This window comes from Streptomyces sp. NPDC003034, assembly GCF_053591375.1.
This window is the reverse complement of record NZ_JBSFTS010000019.1, coordinates 64,624-87,430: the sequence shown is the minus strand read 5'-3', so window position 1 is coordinate 87,430 and position 22,807 is coordinate 64,624. Positions and strand designations below refer to the sequence as shown.

The window sequence follows — 22,807 nt, the reverse complement described above, 5'->3', positions numbered from 1 at the left end:
TCTACGTGTGAGCCATACGAGCAAAACCCCAGCTCAGGGCAGGGGTGCTAGCTCGACGGGAAAACCGTTGAGCACCGCCGTACCGGACAGCGGGTCGAGCCGGCTGCCGTCGAGCAGCTGATTGACGTTGACCCCGGGCTGCCCCGAGGCCGCCGAGAGCCGGGTCCCCGCGCGGTCGTGCCCCCAGCCGTGCGGAAGGCTCACCACGCCGGTGCGCACGGCATCGGTGATCTCGACGGGGACCTCCAGGCTTCCGCCGTCGGCGGTGACCCTGGCCCTGCCGCCGTCTACGAGGCCCAGCCGGTCGGCGTCCTGCGGGTGGATCTGGAGGGTGCACCGGTTGGAACCTCCGATGAGGGCCGGAACGTTGTGCAACCAGCTGTTGTTGGACCGCAGATGGCGGCGGCCCACGAGCACCAGGGCGGCGGGGCGGTCGGCGAGCGCCTCGCGCAGTCTGGGGAGCTCGGCCGCGATCGGGTCCGGGAACAGCTCGATCCTGCCGCTGCGTGTCCTCAGCACGCCCGGAAGCCGGGGCCGCAGCGGCCCCAGGTCGATGCCGTGCGGGTGCGCGAGCAGCCGCTCCAGGCTGAGCTCCCCCTCGGGCTCGGCCGGGTCCCTGCCCACGGCGCCTCCGCCGTCGGTTGCGAGCCCGTGGCCGGTGCCGAGCCCGGCATCGAGGCCGGGGCTGGTGCTGCCGTCGGCACTGGGCAGCCCGGCGCTGCCGCGCGCGCCGAACCGGTCTCCGTACGGCCCGAGCCGGAGCATCAGGTCGAGGCGGCGTTCCGGTCCGCTCTGCCCGGTCAGCAGTCCGGCCAGGTCCGCCGGGTCCCGGCCGTGCAGCGGGGACCGGGGATCGGCGGTCTCCTTGGTCAGCGCGGCGTGAATGGCCAGTTCATCGACAGCGTCCGGGCCGGCCGAACCGTACATGCCGCAAACGGCGAGGATCAGGCGCGCTTGGATCTCGCACTCGTCCATCAGCCCCGCCTCCAGCGGGATGGCGGCAGGGGTCCAGCGAACCTGGTTGCGTACGGCGAAGCCGTTGAACGCGAAGTCGAAATGCGCGCTCTGCGAGGGCGGCGGCGGGGGCAGTACCACGTGGGCGTGGCGTGAGGTCTCGTTCAGGTACGGGTCGACGGAGACCATGAAGTCGAGGCCGGTCAGCGCCCGGTCGAGCCGGTCGCCGTCGGGCGCGGACAGCACCGGGTTCGCGGCGATGGCGATCAGGGCGCGGATCCGCCCCTCCCCCCGGGTCTCCATCTCCTCCGCGAGGGCGGCGGTGGGCAGTTCGCCCTTGGCCTCCGGGTGGCCGGAGACCCGGCTCGACCAGCGGCCGAGGGTGAATCCCTTGCCGGGACCGGCCGGCTGGGGTGCGCGAGCCGTCGCGGAGAGCGGGAAGAGGGCTCCGCCCGGTCGGTCGAGATTGCCGGTGAGGATGTTGAGTACGTCGACCAGCCAGCTGGTGAGGGTGCCGTACTCGACGGTGCAGCTACCGATCCGTCCGTAGACGGCGGCGGTGGGCGCGGCCGCGAGCTCGCGGGCGAGGGCGCGGATCTCGGCGGCCGGGAGATCGCAGGCGGGGGCTACGGTCTCAGGAGTGAAACTCCCGAGGGCCGCCGCGAGTTCCCCGAGGCCCTCGATCTGCTCGTCCAGCGAGCCCGGGGCGGCGAGCTTCTCGGTGAGCAGCGTGTGGGCGAGGGCGGCGAGGAGCAGCGCGTCGCTGCCGGGGCGCGGCGCGAGGTGCCGGTCGGCGAGCCGGGCCGTACGGGTGCGGCGGGGGTCGACGACGACCAGCGTCCCGCCGCGGGCACGCAAGGCCTTGAGCCGGCCGGGGAAGTCGGGCGCGGTGCACAAGGAGCCGTTGGACTCCACCGGGTTGGCCCCCAGGAGCAGCAGGAAGTCGGTGCGGTCGAGATCGGGGACCGGGATGGCGAAGGGATCACCGAAGAGGAGTCCGCTGGACACGTGCTTGGGCATCTGGTCGAGCGTGCTGGCGGTGAAGAGGTTCCGGGTGCCGAGGGCCTTGAGGAGCAGCGGCGGATAGAGGGCGCCGGCCATGGTGTGGACGTTCGGGTTCCCGAGGACGACGCCGACCGACTGGGGTCCGTACTCCCGGACGAGGTCGGGGATCGCCTCGGCGATGGCCCCGTAGGCCTCGTCCCAGGTGGCTTCCCGGAGCTGGCCGTCGCGGCGCACGAGGGGCGTGCGCAGCCGGTCCGGGTCGGCGTCGAGCGCGCCGAAGGCGGCGCCCTTGGGACAGATGAAGCCGCTGCTGAAGACGTCGTCGCGGTCACCGCGGGCGCCGGTGACGGCCGTGCCCTCGACGGTGAGGGTGAGGCCGCAGGTGGCTTCACACAGGGGACAGATGCGCAGAGCGGTGCGGGGCATGGGCCCTCCAGGGCGACGGGCTGCGGCACGGACACGCGGGTGGACCGAGCATACCGACCGGTAGGGACGGAGGGGAGGGTCTGCGCGGACGGGACCGGTGACTGGGGAGGCGACGGCGTTGTGCCACGGACGGGGGCACGGCGGGGGCCAGCTAGGGAACGCGGGGCCGGGGACGCGGGAACAAAGGGGTGTCGGAGGCGGGGTCAGTCGAGGACTCGTGCGAGGTAGGCGTGCATCATGGCCCGGGTTTCGGTGATGATGCCGGGATCACCCGCCGGATCGGCCCGGAAGGCGAGCTGGAGCAGCGCGTCGGTGGCCTCGACGGCCACGAGGACCGCCCGGCGGAGGGCGACGTCGGGCGTCAGACCGAGATGCGCGCAGAGGAGCTCGGTGAGACGGGCGGCGACCAGGTGGTTCGGGTCGTCCTCCGGGCCATCGGGTGGCGGCGCGGGCACCCCGAAATCGACGAGCGCGAAGCCGGGGACGTCGCGCTTCATGGCCAGGTACTCGTCCAGTACGGCGTCCACGACGGGCCGCCAGGCGGTGGCCGGAAGCCTGGTCAGCCGGTCCGCGATGCTTTCGGCGTAACGGTCGAGATTGCGGTGGGCCAGTGCGACGGCCATGGCCCGCTTGTTGCCGAAGAAGCGGTAGACGGAGCCGATCGGCACGCCCGCGCGCTGGGCGACGGCGCGGGTGCTCAGGTCCTCGTACCCGGTTTCGTCCAGGAGTTCGGCGCAGGCGTCGAGGATCCGGGCGAGCCGGTCGGCGCTGCGCTGCTGGATGGGCGTACGGCGCATGGGGTGGGCGGGAGGCACGGGGTCCATCATGCCGCTCCCGTTTTACGGCCGGCAGGGGCCTCAGTTCAGCAGGAGGCTCAGCCCGCCGATGGTGTACGTGATCATCAGGGCGAGCAGCGGGAGTTGGCCGGCCACCGCTTTCGCGGGTGGGAAGAGACGTACGGAACGGTCGTGGGCGGCCACGACGCCGAGCACGTGCCCCGTGACGACGGCGATGACCTGGAGGGCGGCGAGGGCCCCGGAGCCCAGTGGTGGGGCGGATTCGGGGGCATTGTCAGTGCCGAGTGCCATGCTTACTGTGCGTGGTCCTTCGGTTACGAGGAGGGAGAAGTAGTGGGCGCCGAGATAGCCGAGTGCGATCGGTACGAGTGAGTGCGCGAATGCGGTCAGCGGGCCGGGGTGCGGGCCGCAGGTGAGGCGGGTGGCCGCCGCGCAGAGGCAATAGAGAGTGGCGACGAGGGCGACGGAGCCCAGGAGTCCGAGTGTGGCCGTGGGGGTGCGGCCGAGGGGGGAGGTCTGTATCGCGTTGATCCATGAGGGGTTGTCGGAGAAGCCGTCGTAGGCGGTGGAGCCGAGCAGGACGCAGACGGTGGCGACGAGTCCGGGCCGCTCGGGCGTCGCGTCGAGTCCGTGGAAGGGGTTACGCAGGACCAGGCGGCCGTCGCTGCGACGGCCGAGGGGGGAAAGCCTGCCCAGGAGTTCGGAGTACGCCTCGAAGGCGTCTCCGTCGGCGAACCAGCGCTCTCCGAAGCGGGCGGCGAGCAGCAGCTGGGCAGTGGTGTAAGTGGTCAGGGCGATGAGGAGGGTGGTGGTGGATGCCGGTTCTGGAGCGACGAGTTCGAGCCAGGTGAAGGCGAACAGTGCCGCGGCGGCGGGCCATTGGCCCAGCCGGGCCGGCGGGAGACGGTCGGGGTCGTGTCGGCGCAGCGCTCGGGAGAGCAGGCGGTGCAGGGTGCGGAGCGGATTGAGCAGGCGCCAGACGGGGCCCAGGAGGAGGGAGGCGGGGATGAGCCCGACCCAGAGGAGGACGTAGACGGCGCCCGGAGCGGGGTTGCGTGCGGGGTCGTCGGGACCGAGGAGGAGGTGGAGCAGGACCGCCAGGGCGGCGGCGAGCGCGAGCCCGCGCAGAGCGGTGCGGGTGACCGGAGCGTCGGCGGCCCGCTGGAGGGCGGCGGGCAGGGCGCGCCCGGAACGCTCGCCGCGGAAGCGGGAGGTGGACCAGAGCAGGCCGAGTGCGAGGAAGGAGACGAACAGCGCGGTGAAAGCACCGGCGAAGGCATAGAAGGGAGAGATCGGCAGATCGTGCTGGGACCCGATCCCGTGCGCGAGAGCGGTGAGCGGATCGGCCGGGTACGGGACCACGCCCTGGCCGCCGGCGCCACCGTCCCCGCCACCGTCGGTGCCCGGCGCGGGCCACTGCTCGAAGGGGCTCACCGCCGGCCCTCCGAGCTCGGTATCCCGCCGCGGCCTTGGCCCGGCGTCCCGGACTCGGGCCCGAGTCCGGGGGGCCGGGGGCTCACGGCGGCCGGCCGGGCCGTTGGGGTGGCCGGTTCGGGCCCAGTCATCGGACGAGGAGCTGGGTCACGACGAGGCCGGACTCGTGAGTCTCGACCTCGAAGAGACCGGTGCGGTCGACCGTCAGGGTCAGGGTGGCCTCCTGGCCCGGCGGCAGGGCGAGTTCCTTGTCGTAGCCGTGGACGTGCAGGGTGTCCGCACGGTCACTGGTGACGCGCAGGGCGACGCGTTCGCCGCGCTTGAGCTCGGTGCGGGCGGGTGGCGGGCTGACCTTGCCGTCCCGGACGGTCACGGTGACGGTCCGGTCGGCTTGGTCCGGCTGCTGGGCCTGCGGTCCGGGCGAGGCGGGCGGGGTGTGTCGGTGGCCGCCGGCCTGGCCCGGGGCGGCGGCGGTGAGCGGGGCGGTGGCCTCGACCGGCTTGCCGGCTACCGCCCAGGCAGTGTGGTCGTCGGCGTAGAGGCGGACGGTCAGGGTGTGTGCGCCCTCGGGGACCTGCGCCGCGGGCAGGTGGAACCAGGGGCCGTACAGCCGGGCCAGTTTGCGGCCGTCGAGCTCCAGGTGGGCGTGACCGGCGCCCGGGAGGGCGCCGCCGCCGGCGCTGTCGGGAGTGAAACGGAAGTTGTCCACCGCCAGTTGGAGGTTCCAGCCGTCCTCGGAGTCCGGGCGGGCGGTGAGCCGCACCTGCGGCGCGCCGTTGGCCGGGACCTCGCGGAGCCGGTGGCCGGAGCCGTCGTCGGTGGTGAGCAGGGTGCCCACGTCGCCGGTGGCCTGTTCATGGGTGGTGCCGGGCTTGTGGTGGGTGGTGGCCCGCCCACCGCAGCCCGTCGCCGCGCCGGCCGCCAGGAGCAGGACGAGGGTGAGCAGTGCCGCGGTGCGGGTGACGGTGCGGGGCGCGCGGGGCCTGCGGCCTGCGGGGGGCGGCGGGGCGCAGCCATCGCACCGGGCGCGGTCGTCGCACGGGGTGCGGTCGTCGGGCCGGGCGCGGTCGTCGGGCCGGGCGCGGTCGTCGGGCCGGTCGTGGTCGTCGGGCCGGTCGTGGTCGTCGGGCCGGTCGGTCACAGCGTGCCTCCTGTGGTCGGTACGCCCTGACGGGCCGGCCGGGACGGCCCGTCAGGGCGGGTTCGGCTGCCGCACGGCCGGTGCGGTACGCCCTCCCCTCCGGCGATCGGGGCCTGCCGCGCCCCGGCGGCTTCCGGGCAGGGGGCGGCGGCGATCCCGCACGCGGGAGGTGTGGCCGCGCCGGGGCAGCGGCGCGGGCTGGGCCCGGAGGAGTGGCGGCCGGGGGTCATGCCGGGGTACCGGGGGTCGGCGGGGGCTGCGGGGCCGTTGTGCTCAGGGCCGGGGAGGGGGCGGCTGGGACCGGGGTGCGGTCGGGTGCCGGGTCACCGCCCGGCGGGACGGGGCGGGCCGAGGCGATGACCGCCCAGAGGATCCAGACGACGGCCACCAAGGCCCGCGCCCAGGCGGGACTCAGGGGGGTCCAGGGGATCATCAGGACCGCCTTGTCGAAGGCGTCCAGCAGGGTCAGCCCGGCCAGCAGCAGGGTGAGGCGCGCCAGCCACGGGCGGGCGGGGCGCAGGACCAGGCCGACGCCCGTCCACCACAGCCCGAGGAGGAGGAGCGACAGCGCCGGCACGAAGGAGGCGACCAGCCCGGCCGTGGAGCCCGCCACGTCCAGGACGAGACCGGCCAGGCCCAGCAGTGAGGCGGCCGTGCCCAGGCGTGAGCCGCGCAGGCGGCGCCACCACAGCACGCCCCCGACCAGGAGCAGCACCCCCGCGGTGGCCAGCGCGATCTGCGTCTCCACCCGCTCCAGGCCGCGCGCGCCGTACCAGTCGCAGCCGGCCGGGAGTTTGCGGGCCTGGACGTTGTAGTCCGCGCAGACGAGGAGGTGGACCAGCTTCGCCGGTTCGCCGACCAGACGGGCCGAGGCGCCCGAGACCGCGCCGCGCGTGTCACCGCACTGCGGGAGCGTGCCGGGAGTGGAACCGTCGGGGCCGTCCTGCCAGCAGTTGCCGCGCCCTTGCCCGTCCCACCACACGTCCATCCCGTTGGGGCGGGCGGCGCCGGACTTGTCCTTGCCCATGATGTTTCCTGCGTACCGGTTGTGGTGGGAGGTGTCGGCCTGCTTGGACCACTCCTCCTCGCCCCGGATGAAGGCGGGGACGGCGCTGAGGAAGAAGCCCGCGCGCCGGTGTCCGTACACCCAGTTGTCCTCGTACAGGTTCCAGTTGCCGCCCGCGGTGATGATGCCGGTGCCCGGTGGCATGGAGATCTGCGGGCAGACCACGCCCCGCTCGTAGCCGCGTTCGACGGGCGGCTTGGCGCAGGTGCCGTCGGCGACGTAGTGGTAGTAGTCCTGGTTGTTGTCGTGGATCAGGTTCCGCTCGAACTTGGCATGGTTCTGCGGGAGTCCGGGGTGGCCGGGGAAGGCGCTGTCCATCGAGGCGCCGCCCATGTTGTGGTCGAACTCGTTGTCGTGCACCCATACGGAGTCTCCGGCGGTGCCGGAGTAGCCGACCATGTTGTGGTGGCTGCGGCAGCCGGTGATCTCGATGGAGTAGCGCGGCACCTCGTAGCCGCGGCCGTTGTTGATGTCGGAGGCGCTGCCGGGGTAGATGCCGGAGTCGCCGTTCCCGTACGACTCGCAGTTCTTGTAGAGCCCGTGATCGCTGGCGAAGGTCAGGAAGCCGTACTCGTCGTTCCACCGGGTCAGCACGTCGTCGATGACGAAACCGTCGGCCGCGAGCACGTACAGCGAGTTGAAGGTGGTGCGCTGGGCGGTGAAGTTGCGGAAGTAGATGCCGTTGGACTGGTCGGCCCGGATTCCGTTCAGTTTCTGGTACTTGGCGTCGATGATCACGTCCAGCCGCGAGGCTCCCGTGCCTTCGATCTGCAGGTTGGTCTTGCCGAGGATCGCCACGAGGTTCTGGTTGTGGCGGCATCGCACCTGCTGCTCGTAGGAGAGGATCTGGTAGCCGAGCGCGGAACTGGGGGCCTTCAGAGCTGCGCATTCCCCGGCCGGGAGGGGCAGCGAGGGCTCCTCCTCGTACAGGCCGGGGAGGATCACGATGTTCATACCCGGGCGGTCGACGGCGTCGACGGCTTCCTGGAGGTGCCGGTAGCCACTCTTCTCGCACCGTTCGTACAGGGCGAGGTTGCGCTGTCTGAGCTCCTCCGGGAAGCCGGATATCCGGCGTTCGAAGGCGGCCCGGTCGGTCTTGCAGACCACCAGATCCGGCTCGGCGTCGCGATAGAGGGGCACGGATCCGGAACCGTCCGGGAAGGTGACGGGCCGCTCCTCGTGCGCGCGGGCGGCGGGGGCGGCGACGAGGAGGGACAGGAGTGCGAGGAGGGCGGCGAGGAGCACCGCCGGCGCGGCAGGGAACCTGCGGGTCCACGACATGCGCGAGAGAGTAGAGCATTGTTCATCTTTTCGGATCCCCTCCCGCATGGATCCCCTCGCGCATGGATCCGACCGCGCAGGGATCCGACCGCGCAGGGATCCCGTCGTGCGGGATCCCCTCGCCCATAGACCCGTTGCACCTGGACCCCCCTTGCGCATGGCCCCCCCGCCCGGATCGCCGGGATCACCCCGAGCCGGCGTTGACGCGCGGCCCGCATAATCCTACTGTCGACCATAGGATTCCTTCGACCGATCGGAAGCAGCCCATGAGTGAGCAGCCCGGCAGCGAGCAGGCCAGGAAGACGGCAGAGGCGCTGGAGTACCTCACCGGCTTCGGCAACGAGCACAGCTCGGAGGCCGTCCCCGGCGCGCTGCCGCTCGGCCGGAACTCGCCCCAGCGCGCGCCCCTCGGTCTGTACGCCGAGCAGCTCAGCGGCAGCGCCTTCACCGAGCCGCGCCGCCACAACCGCCGCTCCTGGCTCTACCGGATCCGCCCCTCGGCCGCGCACCCGCCCTTCACGCGGACCGACAATGGCCAGTTGCGCAGCGCGCCCTTCACCGAGGCCTCCGCCGACCCCAACCGGCTGCGCTGGGACCCCCTGCCCGACCCTGCGCCCGGCACCGACTTCCTGGACGGCCTCTGGACGCTCGGCGGCAACGGCGACGCCACCCAGCGCACCGGCATGGCCGTCCACCTCTACTTCGCCGACTCCCCCATGGTCGACCGGGTGTTCAGTGACTCGGACGGCGAGCTCCTGATCGTCCCCGAGCGCGGCGGGCTGCTCCTGCGCACCGAGCTCGGCCTGCTCGCCGCCCGCCCCGGCGAGGTGGCGCTCATCCCGCGCGGCGTCCGCTTCCGCGTCGAGCTGCTCGACTCCGACGCCCGCGGTTACGTCTGCGAGAACTACGGCCGCCCCTTCGAGCTGCCGGACCTCGGTCCGATCGGCGCCAACGGCCTCGCCGCCGCACGGGACTTCCGGGCCCCGGTCGCGGGTTACGAGGACATCGAGCGTCCGACCGAGGTGGTCAACAAGTTCTGCGGCAACCTCTGGGCGGCCACCTACGACCACTCCCCGCTCGATGTGGTGGCCTGGCACGGCACCCACGTCCCGTACGTCTACGACCTGCGCCGCTTCAACGTCCTCGGCTCCATCAGCTACGACCACCCCGACCCGTCCATCTTCACCGTCCTGACCTCGCCCTCGGACACCCCGGGGCTGGCGGGCGTGGACTTCGTCGTCTTCGCCCCGCGCTGGCTGGTCGGCGAGGACACCTTCCGGCCGCCGTACTTCCACCGCAACGTGATGAGCGAGTACATGGGCCTGATCGAGGGCGCCTACGACGCCAAGACTGCGGGCCCGGGAGGGTTCATCCCCGGCGGCGGCTCGCTGCACAACATGATGTCCGCGCACGGGCCGGACCGGGAGACCTTCGACCGGGCGAGCGCCGCCGAGCTGAAGCCGCAGAAGATCGCGGACGGTCTGGCCTTCATGTTCGAGACCCGCTGGCCGATCACGGCCACCGCCCAGGCCGCGGGCGCCGGTCACCTCCAGGCCGGTTACGACGACGTGTGGCAGGGTCTACAGCGCCACTTCCGCGCCTGACCCGACCCGGGCCTGGCCCGAGCCGACCCTGGCCTGGTGCGACCCCACCTGCCCAGGCGTGGCCAGACTTGGCCCGACCTGGCCCGACCCGGGACGTGCCGCATACCCTGCACGGGCCGCAGCCGCCGCACGCCACCACCCCTGTCCAGCCGTTCGGAGAACCGACCGTGACCGCCTTCGCCCCCGACTCTCTGGTGTTGAACCGGAAGCTGCCGCTCTGGTATCAGGTGTCGCAGTCGCTCCGCGCCTCCATACTCGGGCGCACCCCCGACGCCTCTCTGCGCCTGCCCACCGAGGAGCAGCTCGCCGAGCACTACGGGGTGAGCGTGCTGACCATGCGGCAGGCGCTGAAGGAGCTGGAGGGCGAGGGCCTGATCAGCCGGCACCGGAGGCGCGGCACCTTCATCGAACCGGGCGCGCTGAGGGGTGCCCCCGTCCGACTGCTGGGCTCGGTGGACGCCATCGTGGCCCAGCAGTCGGGCGACCGTACGACGATTCTCGGCCACGCGCGGACGGCCGTGTCCGGGGAGCTGCTGGAGCACTTCCCCGACACGGCCGAGGTGGTCACGTACCGCCGGCTGCGCCAGGACCGTGAGAGCGGCGAGCCGACGAACTGGGCGGAGAACGCCGTCCTGCCGGAGCTCGCCGCGGCGGTGGACCTGGCCGACCTCGAACGCTGGCCGATGACCAAGGTGCTGCGGGACATCGCGGGCGTGCGCATCAGCCGGATCACGGACACCGTCGAGGCCCGCCTCGCGGACCCGGAGACGGCCGAGCTGCTCCAGGTACCGCTGCTGAGCCCGATCCTGCACTACACGGGCGTGACGTACGACGAGGGCGGCCGCGTGGTGGACGTGGCGCGGATCCGCTACCGCGGGGACCGGTTCTCCTTCACGGTGACGGTCGACGCGCACTGATCCGGGCGCGTCCAGGCCGCCGGCCATGCGGACCACCGGGCGTCCGGAAGCCGGGTCACCAAGCATCCGGACGACCGGAGGGGTCAGGGCCTGCGGTTCGAGGGGCCCACGTGGCGCACGGGCGGGCCGGCGTCCGCGGCGTCCTACCGCTTCTCGTTCTTCTCGTCCTCCGCGCCGCGCTCGCCCTCCGCCTGGGACGGCGTGGTCCGCATCGTCTCGGCGTGCCGCTGCCTCCTCTGGACCTCATCCATGTCCTCGTCGAGCCGCTCACCCTCCGCCTGCGACGGCGTCGAGTACTCGTCGTATTGGCTCATGGCCCTCTCCTCAGCCGGTACGTATGCGTACATAAGGAGCGTAGCGCTTCGGCCTGGACGCAGCCCGGCCGCCGGGTCCGTCGCTACCATCTGCCGGGTGAGCGAAGACGTACCGCTGCTGGACGATCTGATGCCCTGGTCCGTGGGCGGCCTGCGCCTGGGTCGGGACTGGGTGGCCGCGCCCGATCCCGCCACCCTGCGCGCCCGCTGGGCGGCCCTGACCGGAGCCGAAGGAGCCGAGCGGGAGCGGCTGTTCCGCCCCAGCCGGAGCCGGACGCCCGCCGCCGGGGCGGCCGCGCTGCCCGGGCAGCGCTCGGGTACCGCCCGCTTCTCCGAGGCCCCCGGCCCCTGCCCCGATCCCGTAAGGGTGCTGCGCGACCCCTTCGACGAGCAGTGGCTCCTGCCGGACCAGCGGCTCATCGACATGGCGCGGCCGGAGCTCTGGCGGGTCCGGGACGATCACCAGATGTTCACGGTCGAGACCCCGGACCTCCTCGTCACCGCGCACCTCCCGGCCGGCCGGCTCGGCCGCATCCGCCCCCTGCACCGGCGTCCGGGCGGCGCCGAGCCGAATCTGGCTCCCGGCCTGCTGTCGCTGCTGGGCGAGCGCTACGACGGCCCGGTCACCCCCGAGGACGTGCTGTGCTGGATCCTCGCGGCCGGCCACCCCGGGCCGCGGGGGTACGAGGTGCCGCTCGCCGCCGACCCCGGGCGCTGGCGTGCGGGGCTGGAGCTGGGGCGCCGCCTGCTCACCGTCCAGCTGCGCGGGACCCGCGGCGCCGAGGCGCCCCGGCTGCCCGGCGGGCGCCGCCCGTACGTCCGCTTCGCGGTCCCGGCCTGGCCGCACGAGCTCGCGTACGACGCCGAGAGCGAGACGCTGAGCCTGCGGACACCTGGCTGCGGGAGCGGGACCGTGTCCCCCGTGCCGCCGGGCGCCTGGGCGTACGAGGTACAGGGTGCGCGGGTACTGGAGGCCTGGTTCGCCGCCCGTACCGCCCACCGCGGCCCGGACGCCGACGGGCTGGAGGCGCTGGGCCCGGCCGAGTGGCCGCAGAGCTGGACGTCCGAACTCCTGGCCCTCATCACGACCTTGGCGCTGCTGGCCGACCTGGCGCCGGAGCGGGCGGCGTTCGAGCCGGGCCCGGGGCTGTCCGCGACGGAGCTCCGGGCGGCGGGTGTGCTGCCGCCGCCCCGCTGGACCCGGCGCCCGGCCTCGGTGCTGGACCACCAGGAGGAGGGCCCCGGCGGGCAGTTCGCCCTGCTCTGAGGCCCGGACGGCCGGCCCCGCGCCGAAACCTCCCGGCACCCGCCACACGCCGCGCCGTGTCCGGTACCGCCTCGCGGGCCGCGCCGGGCGCCCTGCCGCCGAGACCACGGGCAGCGAACCGCGGGGGCGGCCACAAACAGGGCAATAGTGAGATTTCCGCTTTCCCCTGGTGACAGAACCGGCCCGAGCAGGTAGGCACGCCTGTCATGAGCTCCGACACGCACCACCACGACCAGGGCCACCGCGACCCGCACCACCATGACCAGGGCCACCGCGACCCGGACCGGGCCGACACCGACCGGGCCGACACCCCCCAGGCCGACACCCACCGGGCCGACGCGCACCAGACCGACCCGCTCCCCCTCGACGGCATCACGGTCGTGGCCGTCGAACAGGCCGTCTCGGCCCCCTTCGCCACCCGCCAGCTCGCCGACCTCGGTGCCCGGGTGATCAAGGTCGAGCGCCCCGACGGCGGCGACTTCGCCCGCGCCTACGACACCGCCGCCCAGGGCCTCGCCTCGCATTTCGTGTGGGCCAACCGCGGCAAGGAGTCGATCGCGCTGGACCTCAAGGACCCGCGCGGCCGGGAGATCCTGCACGGCCTGCTGGCGGAGGCCGACGTCTTCGTACAGAACCTCGCCCAGGGAGCGGCCGCCCGGCTCGGCCTCGACTCGGCCGCGCTGTGCGCCCGTTACCCGCGGCTCGTCGCCGTGGACGTGTCCGGCTACGGCGCCGAGGGCCCGTACGCCCACAAGCGCGCCTACGACATGCTCGTGCAGTGCGAGGCGGGGCTCGTCTCGGTGACGGGCACCCCGGAGCAGCCCGTCAAGGCGGGCATCCCGGCGGCGGACATCGCGGCGGCCATGTACGCCTTCTCGGGGGTCCTCGCCGCCCTGCTGCGCCGCGGCACGACCGGACGCGGGGGCAGGGTGGAGGTCTCCATGCTGGACGCGCTCGCCGAATGGATGGGGCACCCGCTGCACCACACGATGCACGACGGGCGACAGCCCGCGCGCACCGGCCTGGCGCATGCCGTGATCGCGCCCTACGACGCCTACGCGACGGCCGACGGCGACCGGGTGCTGCTGTCGGTGCAGAACGACCGCGAATGGCGGCGGCTCGCGCAGCAGGTGCTGGGACGGCCGGAACTGGCCGAGGATCCGGCGTACGCGACCAACGCGGCACGTACCGCGAACCGCACGAAGACCGATGCGGTGGTCGCCGGGGCACTGGCCCGGCTGGACGCGGAGGAGGCGATCTGGCGGCTGGAGGCGGCGGGCATCGCCTGCGCACGGCTGAACTCGGTGGCCCAGCTGGCGGCTCATCCCCAGCTGGCGGCCCGGGACCGCTGGCGGAAGGTGGGGTCACCGGCCGGTCCGCTGCGGGCCCTGCTGCCGCCGATCGGGCTGCCGGGTGGCGCGGCACCGCACATGGGTGCGGTGCCCGCGCTCGGCGAGCACACCGGAGCCCTGCTGCGCGCCCTGGGGATGACGGACGCGCAGATCACGGCACTGCGGCGGGACGGTGTGGTCGCGTAGGGCCGGAAAGCCGGAAGCCGGAAGGCCGGGAAGCCAGAGAGCTGGAGGGCCGGAGGGCGAACGGCGTCGGGTGCGGGGGCGATTACGAGCGGCGGCTGCCGAAGAGCGTGCGACGCAGGCGGCGCAGCGGCGCGAAGAGCGAGACGCGCGCGCTCCGGCTCCGCAGGCGGTGCGTGTGGTCGCGGGAGGTGAGCTCCCGCATCAGCAGCGTCGCCTCGGCGGTCTCACGGTGCGGGAGGGCGGGCCCTCCCAGCACGGCGAGATGGCGGTCGAGGCGCGAACTGGTCGCGTTGCCACCGCACGTGATGGCAGGCACGCGAGGCGGCCTGCTGCGCATAGCTATCTGTTCCATGATCTCTCCCCACCCGTACGAGGGCACCCGGCCCGGGCAGGTTAACCCTATCGCCCCGGCGTCGCGCCCGGGTATCCCGGTGGTGTGAATTACCCCTGTGTGGAGCGGGAGTTGACGGTTACTCAGCGGAGTCGACCGTCACTCTCCGCACAGAGGGGCCGGCCGCCGAAGGTAGCGCCGCGCGTCGCGTCAGGACGCGGGCCACTTCGCGCCCGCTGCGCTAACTTGAAGTGATCACCCGGTGACACATGGACGCATTTGGGGGCCTCGCGTGAGTGGGAACGTGGGTGACGGCGGTGAAGGCCGTGACGGCGGACACGATCTGGGCTCTGAATCGGGCGCCGACCGTGTCATCTCGGGCCGGTACCGGCTGTTGGATCCGCTCGGCCGGGGCGGCATGGGCATCGTGTGGCGGGCCCGCGACGAGGTACTGGCACGCGAGGTCGCCGTCAAGGAGGTACGGGCGCCGGCCGGACTGGACCGGGCCGAACTGGAGCGCATGTACCGGCGGCTGGAACGGGAGGCCTGGGCGGCGGCCCGCGTCTCGCACCGCGGGGTCGTCACCGTCTACGACGTGGCCACCGACGGCGGCCGGCCCTGGATCGTGATGGAGCTGGTGCGCGGGCTCTCCCTGGCCGACGTACTGGAAGCCGAGGGGCCGATGAGCCCGCAGCGGGCCGCGCACATCGGGGAGCAGGTCCTGGCCGCGCTGCGCGCCGCGCACGAGTCGGGCGTACTGCACCGGGACGTCAAGCCCGGAAACGTACTGATCGGCAATGACGGCCGGGTCCTGCTGAGCGACTTCGGGATCGCCAGCCTGGAGGGCTCTTCCGCGATCACCATGACCGGGGAGGTGATCGGCTCACCCGAATTCCTGGCGCCCGAGCGGGCGTCGGGCCGTGCCCCCGGCCCCGAATCCGACCTGTGGTCGCTCGGTGTGCTGCTGTACGCGGCCGTCGAAGGGGTCTCGCCCTTCCGCCGGGACAGCGCCCTGGCCACGCTGCGGGCCGTGGCGGACGAGCCGTTGCCGCCCGCGCGCCGGGCCGGACCGCTGGAGCCCGTACTGGAAGGGCTGCTGCGCAAGCATCCGGCTGAGCGGCTCCCCGCGGCGGAGGCGGCCCGGATGCTGCGCGTGGTGGCGGCGGGCGGGGCCGTACGGGACTCGGGCGGACCGGTGTCGGGGCCGGCGGGCGGGCGGACCCCGGCGCCGGACACCCCGACGGCCCCCACCCGCGGCATCCGGCACGAGCCGCAGGAGCCGCAGGGATCGCGGGGTCCGCGGGGGGCCTGGCCGTACGGGGCGCCGACTCCGCCCGCGCCGGCGTCCGGCGGGCACGGGGCCGCCGCGCCCGAGCCGGGGCCCCGCGGGCGGGCGGGGCTGCTGCTGACCGCCGGGATCGTGGTGCTCCTGCTGGCGCTGGCCGTGCTGGGGTGGCTGCTGCTGAGGGACCGTCAAGGGGCGGGCGGCGGCGACGGCGACCGCCCGACGGGTGCGCCGACGGCCGCGCCGCCCGGGACCACGGCACCTTCCGCGAGCCCGTCCGCGTCACCGTCCGCCACGCCCGCGCAGGAGGTCACCGTGGCCGTCGAAGCCCTGCGCACCGCCTACCGCGGGAGCTGCCCGCCGCCCGCCGAGCGCGCCCCCGCCTTCACCGCCACTGTGGGGGTGGCCCGTATCCCCGCCGTGCTGGAGTACCGCTGGGCCACGCGCGGCGGGGTGGGCTCGGGCCCGGGCTGGCAGTCCGTCAGCTTGGCGGCGGACGGCCCGCGGAGCGTGCGGCTGGACCACACCGAGCTCACGCACCACGCGGGCGCGGTCTTCCGCGACGCCGTCCGGCTGGAGGTGCGGGCGCCCGGGCAGGCGGCCTCGGACTGGATGGACATCTCCGTGACGTGCGAGGAGGAGACCCCGACGGACGGGGCCTCCTCCCCTGGTGCGACCGGCTCACCGGACCCGGCGACGACGGCCCCGGATCCGAGCCCGGACGCCAGTCCCGACGCGAGCCCTGACACCAGTCCCGGTCCGAGCCCGGACGCGCGTCCGGACGCGCGTCCGAACGGGGCCCCGCCGGGCGCCCTGTGAGCCATGAACCCTGGGAGCCCTTCGGCGCTGCCTGCCGTCAGGCCGTCCTGGTGAAGACGGGCAGGTAGCCGCTGGACTGTCCGGCGGCCGTGGGGTGGTACGACTCACCGATGTTGACCCAGTTGACGCTGTGCAGCCACGCGCTGCCGGAGCAGATCTCGTGTCCCGTGAAGGAGCCGACGACCGAGGCGTAGGTGAAGCCGTGGTCGGCGGCGCGTTTGGCGATGGCGGCGTTGAGGTGGTCGGCCGCGCCGTTGATGGCGGCGCGTTCGCCTTCGGTCAGGCCGGAGGTGCAGGTGCCGTTCAGTTTGTAGAACCGGGGGTAGCCGATGACGACGACGCGGGCGTTCGGCGAGCGGCTGTCGATGGCGTCGTAGACCTGGTCGAGCTGGCCGGGGAGGGTGGAGTCGACGTACGCCTTGGCCTGGTTGACCCGGTTGACGCAGGTGGACTCGGACTGGAGCACACAGGTCGTCATGACGTCGGAGAATCCGGCGTCGTTGCCGCCGACGGTGATGCTGACCAGGTCGGTGCCGGAGTTCAGCGGGGCGAGCTGGCCGGAGAGGACATCACCCGTTCGAGCACCCGCGCAGGCGGTGAAGGAGAAGGTCTGCGGGGAGTGGGCGGCGGCCCAGAGGGCCGGATAGGCGCGGGGAGTTCGCTTGCAGGCGCCGCTGGCGCCGTCGTAGCCGCCGGCGCCGACGCCGGAGGAGTACGAGTCGCCGAGGGCGACGTAGCCGAAGTCGGCCCGGGGGGCGGCGGCCGCCTGGCCAGCGCCCAACAGGGCGGCGCCCGCGGCGAGTAACAGGGTGGAGGTCAAGGCAGCGAAACGCGCCAGTCTCATGCTCATGTGTGTGCGGCTCCTTGTGGGGGGGGTTACTCCTGAGTCCGTGGTACAAGGAGCCGCGGGTTTCTGGAAGTGTCCATGCCAAGAATATTCGGAGTGGGGTTACTGGCCGAATCTTCACCCCCATTGCGTTTGAGGAGGCCATTCGGCCACCGATCCGGCGAAACACGGGTGCGGCGGCACATCGCGTGCCGGATCATGGGCGCCATGCCAGCCAACCCGCATGACGCGCTGCCGATCCGGCTCAACGTCGATGACAGCGATTCACCGTCGGACGTCGTCGACGCGCTGTTCCTCGGCCGGTTCGCGTCCGGCGAGCAGCCCTACTCGCACAGCGTGTCGATCGAGCGGGTGAAGGCGGGGGCGAGCCTCCTGCCGCCCGGGGCCACCGTGTTGCGCTCCGCGCGCGACAGCGACCGCAGCGCCACGCTCGCCGAGGGCGAGGGCTGGACCGTGCTGGTCTCCCGCTGGAGCCGCGGCGCGGACGTCACCGTGACGGCGGTGAGCGACGAACTCGCCTCGGGCATCCTGGAGAAGGCCACCGACGGGGTGCAGGACGAGCCGGAGCCGCAGCCGGAGAACGTCACCATGGGCTTCTGGTACGTCTCCCCGCGCCGCGGCCCGTACCGGACGACCCGCCAGATCGCGGCCGGCACCTGGGCGGAGGTGCGGCCCAACTACACCGCGCCGGTGGCCGGGGCGATGGACCGGCTGATGAAGGTGACCCCGGACGACATCGCGGGCCGGCTGCTCCTGCTGCACGGCCCGCCGGGCACGGGCAAGACCTCCGCCCTGCGCACGCTGGCCCGCTCCTGGCGGGACTGGTGCCAGGTGGACTGCGTCCTGGACCCCGAGCGGCTGTTCAACGACGTGGGGTACCTGATGGACATCGCGATCGGCGAGGACGAGGGTACGGCGAAGGGCCGTTGGCGGCTGCTGCTGCTGGAGGACTGCGACGAGCTCATCCGCGGCGAGGCCCGGCACACCGCCGGACAGGCGCTGTCCCGGCTGCTGAACCTCACGGACGGCCTGCTCGGCCAGGGGCGCAACGTCCTGGTCGGTGTGACCACCAACGAGGACCTGGAACGCCTCCACCCCGCGGTCGTCCGCCCGGGGCGGTGCCTGGCCCGCATCGAGGTCGGCCGCCTGACCCATCGTGAGGCGGCGGACTGGCTGGGCACGGACGAGGACGTCCCCCGGGAGGGTGCCACGCTGGCGGAACTGTTCGCTCTCCGGCGCGGTACGGGGCCTGCGGCGATGCTCCCGCCGCAGCCGCACAGCTCCGAGGCCGGCCTCTACCTCTAGGGCGTGTCAGGGTGGCACGCGGGTCGGGGCGGCGCGCAGCGCGCGGCCGCGCGGAGGCACGCGCGCGGGGGCTCGGCCGCGCGCGGGCAGGGCTCAGGCGCGGGAGCCGGCGGGCCGGAGGACCGGCGGGCCCGGCCGCGCTACTCGGCCGCGCTACTCGGCCGCGTACCGCGCCCGCAGCGCATCGGTCGCGGCGGTCACCGCCTGCGCCTCCGTCAGCCCCAGCCTGCGCACGCGATCCGCATACGCCTGGGCCGCCGCCGCGGCTTCGCGGGAGGCCGCGTCACCGGCCGCCGCGACGAAGGTCCCGTTCCGGCCCCGCGTCTCGACCACCCCGTCCGCCTCCAGCGCCCGGTACGCCTTCGCGACGGTATTGGCGGCGAGCCCGAGCTCCTGCGCCAGCCCCCGCACCGTGGGCAGTTTGAATCCCGCCGGGAGCTCCCCCGACCGGGCCCGCTCCGCGATCTGCGCGCGCAGTTGTTCGTACGGGGCGGCTGAGCCGGCCGAGGCGTCGATGGCGATCTTCAGGTTCGTCGAGGTCACGTGGCCGATTGTCCCCCACGGCTCCGGAAATTCGGAGGCGCCGGCCACGCGGCCGCCCGTAGCGTAAGCCCCCATGACCGTTCTCATCCGTGACCTGCGCCCGCACGATCCCTCGGACGCGCGGGCCGTCGTGCGGGTGCGCCGCGCCGCCCTTCCCTTCATGATCACCACGGTCGAGGGGGTCGGCTTTGAACTCGCCTCCGCGCACCCGGACAAGCGCTACCGCCTGCTCGTCGCCGAGACGCGGGACGGCCTCGTCATCGGCACCGCCCAGGTGGGCATCGCCTACGACAGTCCGCAGCCGGGACGGTCGTTCGTCAACGCGTACGTGGACCCCGCGCACCGCGGCCTCGGCGCCGGCCGGCTGCTGCTGCGCGTGGCCGAGGAGCACCTCGCGGCCGAGGGCGCGGTGGAGGCGTACGCCTGGGTCCTCGACGAGCCCGCCCACCGCGCCTTCGCCGAGCGGCGGGGCTACCGGCCCAGCCGGTCCGCGCACTTCCTGCGCCTGGACCTGGCGTCGGCCGGTCTGCCGCCGTTGCCGGACGTCCTGCCGCCCGGCGTCGAACTGCGCCCCGCATCCGCCTTCGCCGCCGATCCGCGTCCGCTCTTCGAGGCCGACGCGGAGACCACCGCCGACGAACCGGGCGACGTGAGCGCCGACCTCGACGACTACGAGGACTGGCTGGCCCGCACCTGGAACGACCCTGCCCTCGACAAGGACCTGACGACCGTCGTCCTGGTGGACGGCGCGGTGGCCGCCTTCTCCGCCGCGCACACCGATGGCGCCGCCCGCTACGCCTCGGCGATGACGGGCACGCTGCGCGCCTACCGCGGCCGGGGCCTGGCCAGGCTCGCCAAGACCGCGTCCCTGCACCGGGCGCGCGCGGCCGGGTACAGGGAGGCGTTCACCGGCAACGACGCGGGGAACGAGCCGATGCTGGCCATCAACAGGGGGCTCGGGTACGAGATCTGCGCGACCGAGACGCGGTTCGCGAAGCGACTGCGGCCCGGCCCGGACGGGGCACCCGGGGAGGTCGGGGATACAGGGGATACAGGGGAAACCGGGGAGGCCGGGCGCGTGCGGGTGACGCTGGTGAAGGCGGGACGCGTCAAGATCCGCTACCCCGCGACGCCGGTGTCCGATGACGGCGACCGGATCTCCGTACGCGCCCCCTGGGCCGCCGAGGGCGTACGGGACTTCGGCTTCGTGCGCTTCGAGCCGGGCGACGTGTTCGTCGAGCACTTCTGGCGGACGCGCTGGTACGCGGTCAAGGAGGTGTGGACCGGCGACGGCGTCCTCAAGGGCTGGTACTGCGATGTCACGCGCCCGGCCGTGGTGCGGGACGGGGAGATCGTGGTGGAGGACCTGGACCTCGACCTGTGGGTCTCGGCCGACGGGAGCAGCGTACTGAGGCTGGACGAGGACGAGTTCGCCGCGAGCGGGCTGGCGGCGAGCGACCCGGAGGCGGCCGCGCAGGCCGTACGGGCCCTCGACGCGCTGGCCGAGCAGGCCAGGACGCCGGCGGGCCTGCCCGCGCTCCTGCCACCGGGCGGCCCCGGAGGGGCCTCTTTCTGTGGGCCCGCTTAGGGCTTCCTTAACGGGACCCTAAGGATCGCCCCGAGGGGCCCGAACGCGGCGGAAGCCGAGGTCGGGGCGGCTAGCTTGGCTGAGCCAGGAACGGCGCCGCCGGGGGGCGGCGCCGCACGGCTCCTATGTCGCTGGCGTGCCCCTGTACTGCGCCCGAAGGAGATCCACCCATGCCCGCACGCCGCACCGCAGCCCGCATCACCGCCGTCGCCCTCGCCCCGCTCGCGGTGGCCGCCTACGCCGCCGCTCCCGCGACCGCCCACGGATCGATGACGGACCCGGTCAGCCGGGTGGCGGCCTGCTACGCGGAGGGTCCGGAGTCCCCGGATTCGGCGGCCTGCAAGGCGGCGGTCGCGGCCAGTGGGGTGCAGGCCTTCTACGACTGGAACGCGGTGAACATCGCCAACGCGGCCGGTAAGAGCAAGTCCCTGATCCCGGACGGGCAGCTGTGCTCGGCGGGCAACGGCAAGTACAAGGGCCTCGACCTGGCCCGCGCCGACTGGCCGTCGAGCCCCATGACGGCGGGCGCGCACACCTTCCGCTACAAGGGGACCGCGCCCCACCGGGGCTCCTTCGAGCTGTACGTGACGAAGGACGGGTACGACCCGACGAAGCCGCTGAAGTGGTCCGATCTGGAGCCCGCGCCCTTCGCGAAGGCCACCGACCCCAGCATGCAGAACGGCGACTACGTCTTCTCCGGCACGGTCCCGAACAAGTCCGGCCGCCACCTGATCTACAGCATCTGGCAGCGCTCGGACAGCCCCGAGGCCTTCTACACCTGCTCGGACGTGGTCTTCGGCAAGGACAACGGCGGCAGCGGCGCAAACGGCGGCGCGGGCGCCACCAAGCCCGGTACGCAGCCGGGTTCGCGGCCGAGCGCGAAGCCGAGCACGCAGCCCGCCGATCAGCAGCCCGCCGATCAGGCCGCCTCCTCCGCGCCGCCGGCCAAGGCCCCGACGGACCAGCAGATCGCCGACGGGGCGGACAAGTCCACCGTGGAGCACAAGGGCCACGGGGACAACGACCCGAAGACCAACGGCTCGGCCCACTCCCCGATCCCGTCCTCGCCCTCCTCCCCGGCCCCCTCCCCGTCCCAGAACCTGGCGGAGACGGGTGGCGGCGGCAGCACCCCGACGATCGCGATCGCCGGGGCCGGCGCTCTGGCCGTCGGCGCGGCCGTGCTGTTCGGGCTGGCCCGCCGCCGTGCGACGACGGCGGGCCGCCACGGCCGCTGATTGACGGCCGCTGGCCGGCGGCCGTCACCGCAGAGGCTCGTCACACCGTCCGGACCGCCTGCGCGTCAGTCGAAGACCGACGCGCAGGTGGTCCGTTCGGCGTGTGCGGGGTCGAGGGCGTTGAGGGCCTCGTGCCAGGCGATGCGGTCCGTGAGCCCGATGGTGACGTGCTCGGAGAGGTCCACCGGACACAGCTCCTGGAGCAGGACGTTCCGTACGTGGGCGCCGTCGAGGAACTGGCTCCGGTACGGGGTGACGACCTGGTCGTACTTGGTCGCGATCACCGTGTACGTCACTCCGGGCACGGTGTCCCCGCCCTCGTTCAGCTCGGCCAGGAAGGCGGATCCGGCGATCTGGTCTGCGAGGCCCGGTGTCGCGGAGCTGATCAGGTCCTCGGCCCCGGGGAAGTACGGGAGCAGCTGGGTGAGGCCGAGCAGCGTGGTCCCGTGGTTGTCGGGGGCGAGCCCGACCAGGGCGTTGACCTTGTCGGCGCCGCCCAGGTACTTGAGGTAGTAGCGCGGCATCATGCCGCCCTGGGAGTGGCCGACGATGTCCGTCTCGGTGGCTCCGGTGGCGGCGAGGACCTTGTCGACGAAGACGTCGAGCTGGCCGGCGGACTTCTCGATGGGGCCGAGCCCGTGGAAGAAGGGCACGCCGGGCAGTTGGCCGTAGTCGAGGGAGTAGACGCAGTAGCCGCGGTGGACGAGGTAGGGGGCGAAGCCGAGCCAGTTGTCGACGGAGTTCCCGAAGGTGCCGTGGACGAGGACGACGGGGCGCGGGTGGGCGGCGGACGGCTTGCAGGACCAGTCGTTCCAGCCTCTGCTGGGCGCGGTCGCGCTCTGCGCGGCGCTGCTGGGGGCGGTTGTCGCGGCCTGCGCGGCGCCACTGGGGGCGACGAGCGCGGCGGCGGTGAGGGTGAGGACGGCCAGCGGGCGGAGCAGGCGTCTCCAGGGCAGCATCGAGTGATCTCCTTGCGGGGTCAAGGGGAAAGAACGTGGGGGCGTGGGGGGTTCGTCCCGTGATCCGGATCACAAGGGGGCGCTGCTGCCGTCAAGCTACGGGCGGGTAGCGGAAGTGGGAAGTTACGCGTCGGTAAAAACTCGGGTGCCG

Annotated in this window: 18 protein-coding genes and 1 pseudogene; 9 read left to right on the top strand and 10 right to left on the bottom strand. The window is 73.5% G+C overall.

The window, feature by feature from the left end; genetic code table 11:
• Positions 1-33 precede the first annotated feature (33 nt).
• From ACWDX7_RS19695 to ACWDX7_RS19675, 5 genes are all read right to left on the bottom strand, one after another.
• Positions 34-2,385: a molybdopterin oxidoreductase family protein gene (locus tag ACWDX7_RS19695; protein WP_451492277.1), complete on the bottom strand. Its 2,352-nt coding sequence runs from the start codon at positions 2,383-2,385 to the stop codon at positions 34-36.
• Between the two features lie 203 nt (positions 2,386-2,588).
• Positions 2,589-3,209 carry a TetR family transcriptional regulator gene (locus ACWDX7_RS19690; RefSeq protein ID WP_451492299.1) on the bottom strand — a complete coding sequence of 207 codons (621 nt, stop codon included), beginning with the start codon at positions 3,207-3,209 and terminating at the stop codon, positions 2,589-2,591.
• Positions 3,210-3,242: 33 nt separating this feature from the next.
• Positions 3,243-4,544: a hypothetical protein gene (locus ACWDX7_RS19685; RefSeq protein WP_451492300.1), complete on the bottom strand. Its 1,302-nt coding sequence runs from the start codon at positions 4,542-4,544 to the stop codon at positions 3,243-3,245.
• A gap of 199 nt (positions 4,545-4,743) precedes the next feature.
• Positions 4,744-5,562, bottom strand: coding sequence for a hypothetical protein (locus ACWDX7_RS19680; protein WP_451492301.1), 819 nt, complete (start codon positions 5,560-5,562; stop codon positions 4,744-4,746).
• 421 nt (positions 5,563-5,983) lie between these two features.
• Positions 5,984-8,104, bottom strand: a complete 2,121-nt coding sequence (locus tag ACWDX7_RS19675) for a right-handed parallel beta-helix repeat-containing protein (RefSeq protein WP_451492278.1) — start codon at positions 8,102-8,104, stop codon at positions 5,984-5,986.
• Between the two features lie 266 nt (positions 8,105-8,370).
• Between ACWDX7_RS19675 and hmgA the strand changes: the two genes are divergently transcribed.
• Positions 8,371-9,708: a homogentisate 1,2-dioxygenase gene (gene hmgA / locus ACWDX7_RS19670; RefSeq protein ID WP_451492279.1), complete on the top strand. Its 1,338-nt coding sequence runs from the start codon at positions 8,371-8,373 to the stop codon at positions 9,706-9,708.
• A gap of 167 nt (positions 9,709-9,875) precedes the next feature.
• A complete protein-coding gene (locus tag ACWDX7_RS19665) occupies positions 9,876-10,625 on the top strand; it encodes a GntR family transcriptional regulator (protein ID WP_451492280.1) in 750 nt (249 codons plus the stop codon).
• Between the two features lie 143 nt (positions 10,626-10,768).
• On the opposite strand, the gene ACWDX7_RS19660 is transcribed toward ACWDX7_RS19665, so the two are convergent.
• Positions 10,769-10,939: a hypothetical protein gene (locus ACWDX7_RS19660; RefSeq protein WP_451492281.1), complete on the bottom strand. Its 171-nt coding sequence runs from the start codon at positions 10,937-10,939 to the stop codon at positions 10,769-10,771.
• A gap of 130 nt (positions 10,940-11,069) precedes the next feature.
• Here ACWDX7_RS19660 and ACWDX7_RS19655 point away from each other — a divergent pair, with 130 nt between their 5' ends.
• Together ACWDX7_RS19655 and ACWDX7_RS19650 are read left to right on the top strand one after the other, a co-directional pair.
• On the top strand, positions 11,070-12,206 hold the full coding sequence (locus tag ACWDX7_RS19655) for a type ISP restriction/modification enzyme (protein WP_451492302.1): 1,137 nt from the start codon (positions 11,070-11,072) through the stop codon (positions 12,204-12,206).
• Positions 12,207-12,412: 206 nt separating this feature from the next.
• Positions 12,413-13,744 (top strand): CaiB/BaiF CoA transferase family protein, encoded by a 1,332-nt coding sequence (locus tag ACWDX7_RS19650; RefSeq protein ID WP_451492282.1) that lies wholly within the window; start codon positions 12,413-12,415, stop codon positions 13,742-13,744.
• An 82-nt stretch (positions 13,745-13,826) separates the two neighbouring features.
• Here ACWDX7_RS19650 and ACWDX7_RS19645 read toward each other — a convergent pair whose 3' ends face one another.
• Entirely contained in the window at positions 13,827-14,096 is a 270-nt protein-coding gene (locus tag ACWDX7_RS19645) for a hypothetical protein (RefSeq protein ID WP_451492283.1), read from the bottom strand.
• 322 nt (positions 14,097-14,418) lie between these two features.
• Here ACWDX7_RS19645 and ACWDX7_RS19640 point away from each other — a divergent pair, with 322 nt between their 5' ends.
• Positions 14,419-16,179 (top strand): protein kinase domain-containing protein, encoded by a 1,761-nt coding sequence (locus ACWDX7_RS19640; protein WP_451492303.1) that lies wholly within the window; start codon positions 14,419-14,421, stop codon positions 16,177-16,179.
• 37 nt (positions 16,180-16,216) lie between these two features.
• Here the strand turns inward: ACWDX7_RS19640 and ACWDX7_RS19635 are convergent, their stop codons facing one another.
• The gene (locus ACWDX7_RS19635; RefSeq protein WP_451492304.1) at positions 16,217-17,023 is read right to left on the bottom strand and encodes an SGNH/GDSL hydrolase family protein; all 807 of its coding nucleotides are present in this window, start codon (positions 17,021-17,023) and stop codon (positions 16,217-16,219) included.
• Between the two features lie 210 nt (positions 17,024-17,233).
• Between ACWDX7_RS19635 and ACWDX7_RS19630 the strand changes: the two genes are divergently transcribed.
• A complete protein-coding gene (locus ACWDX7_RS19630) occupies positions 17,234-18,331 on the top strand; it encodes a DUF5925 domain-containing protein (RefSeq protein WP_451492284.1) in 1,098 nt (365 codons plus the stop codon).
• A gap of 153 nt (positions 18,332-18,484) precedes the next feature.
• On the opposite strand, the gene ACWDX7_RS19625 is transcribed toward ACWDX7_RS19630, so the two are convergent.
• On the bottom strand, positions 18,485-18,874 hold the full coding sequence (locus ACWDX7_RS19625; RefSeq protein WP_451492285.1) for a GntR family transcriptional regulator: 390 nt from the start codon (positions 18,872-18,874) through the stop codon (positions 18,485-18,487).
• A 73-nt stretch (positions 18,875-18,947) separates the two neighbouring features.
• Between ACWDX7_RS19625 and ACWDX7_RS19620 the strand changes: the two are divergent.
• The 3 genes and pseudogenes from ACWDX7_RS19620 to ACWDX7_RS19610 form a co-directional block, all read left to right on the top strand.
• A pseudogene (locus ACWDX7_RS19620) lies at positions 18,948-19,877 on the top strand (N-acetyltransferase family protein); the annotation flags it as partial.
• 75 nt (positions 19,878-19,952) lie between these two features.
• Complete coding sequence (locus ACWDX7_RS19615; protein WP_451751172.1) at positions 19,953-20,462, top strand: DUF402 domain-containing protein; 510 nt, start codon at positions 19,953-19,955, stop codon at positions 20,460-20,462.
• A 170-nt stretch (positions 20,463-20,632) separates the two neighbouring features.
• Complete coding sequence (locus ACWDX7_RS19610) at positions 20,633-21,697, top strand: lytic polysaccharide monooxygenase auxiliary activity family 9 protein (protein WP_451492286.1); 1,065 nt, start codon at positions 20,633-20,635, stop codon at positions 21,695-21,697.
• Between the two features lie 65 nt (positions 21,698-21,762).
• On the opposite strand, the gene ACWDX7_RS19605 is transcribed toward ACWDX7_RS19610, so the two are convergent.
• Positions 21,763-22,656 (bottom strand): esterase/lipase family protein, encoded by an 894-nt coding sequence (locus tag ACWDX7_RS19605; RefSeq protein WP_451492287.1) that lies wholly within the window; start codon positions 22,654-22,656, stop codon positions 21,763-21,765.
• Between the last annotated feature and the right edge of the window lie 151 nt (positions 22,657-22,807).

Bases quoted from the DNA above. Each gene is read 5' to 3' on its own strand.
- ACWDX7_RS19695 (WP_451492277.1), bottom strand. From the start codon at position 2,385: ATGCCCCGCACCGCTCTGCGCATCTGTCCCCTGTGTGAAGCCACCTGC.
- ACWDX7_RS19690 (WP_451492299.1), bottom strand. From the start codon at position 3,209: ATGGACCCCGTGCCTCCCGCCCACCCCATGCGCCGTACGCCCATCCAG.
- ACWDX7_RS19675 (WP_451492278.1), bottom strand. From the start codon at position 8,104: ATGTCGTGGACCCGCAGGTTCCCTGCCGCGCCGGCGGTGCTCCTCGCC.
- hmgA (WP_451492279.1), top strand. From the start codon at position 8,371: ATGAGTGAGCAGCCCGGCAGCGAGCAGGCCAGGAAGACGGCAGAGGCG.
- ACWDX7_RS19660 (WP_451492281.1), bottom strand. From the start codon at position 10,939: ATGAGCCAATACGACGAGTACTCGACGCCGTCGCAGGCGGAGGGTGAG.
- ACWDX7_RS19655 (WP_451492302.1), top strand. From the start codon at position 11,070: ATGCCCTGGTCCGTGGGCGGCCTGCGCCTGGGTCGGGACTGGGTGGCC.
- ACWDX7_RS19650 (WP_451492282.1), top strand. From the start codon at position 12,413: ATGAGCTCCGACACGCACCACCACGACCAGGGCCACCGCGACCCGCAC.
- ACWDX7_RS19645 (WP_451492283.1), bottom strand. From the start codon at position 14,096: ATGGAACAGATAGCTATGCGCAGCAGGCCGCCTCGCGTGCCTGCCATC.
- ACWDX7_RS19635 (WP_451492304.1), bottom strand. From the start codon at position 17,023: ATGAGACTGGCGCGTTTCGCTGCCTTGACCTCCACCCTGTTACTCGCC.
- ACWDX7_RS19630 (WP_451492284.1), top strand. From the start codon at position 17,234: ATGCCAGCCAACCCGCATGACGCGCTGCCGATCCGGCTCAACGTCGAT.
- ACWDX7_RS19610 (WP_451492286.1), top strand. From the start codon at position 20,633: ATGCCCGCACGCCGCACCGCAGCCCGCATCACCGCCGTCGCCCTCGCC.
- ACWDX7_RS19605 (WP_451492287.1), bottom strand. From the start codon at position 22,656: ATGCTGCCCTGGAGACGCCTGCTCCGCCCGCTGGCCGTCCTCACCCTC.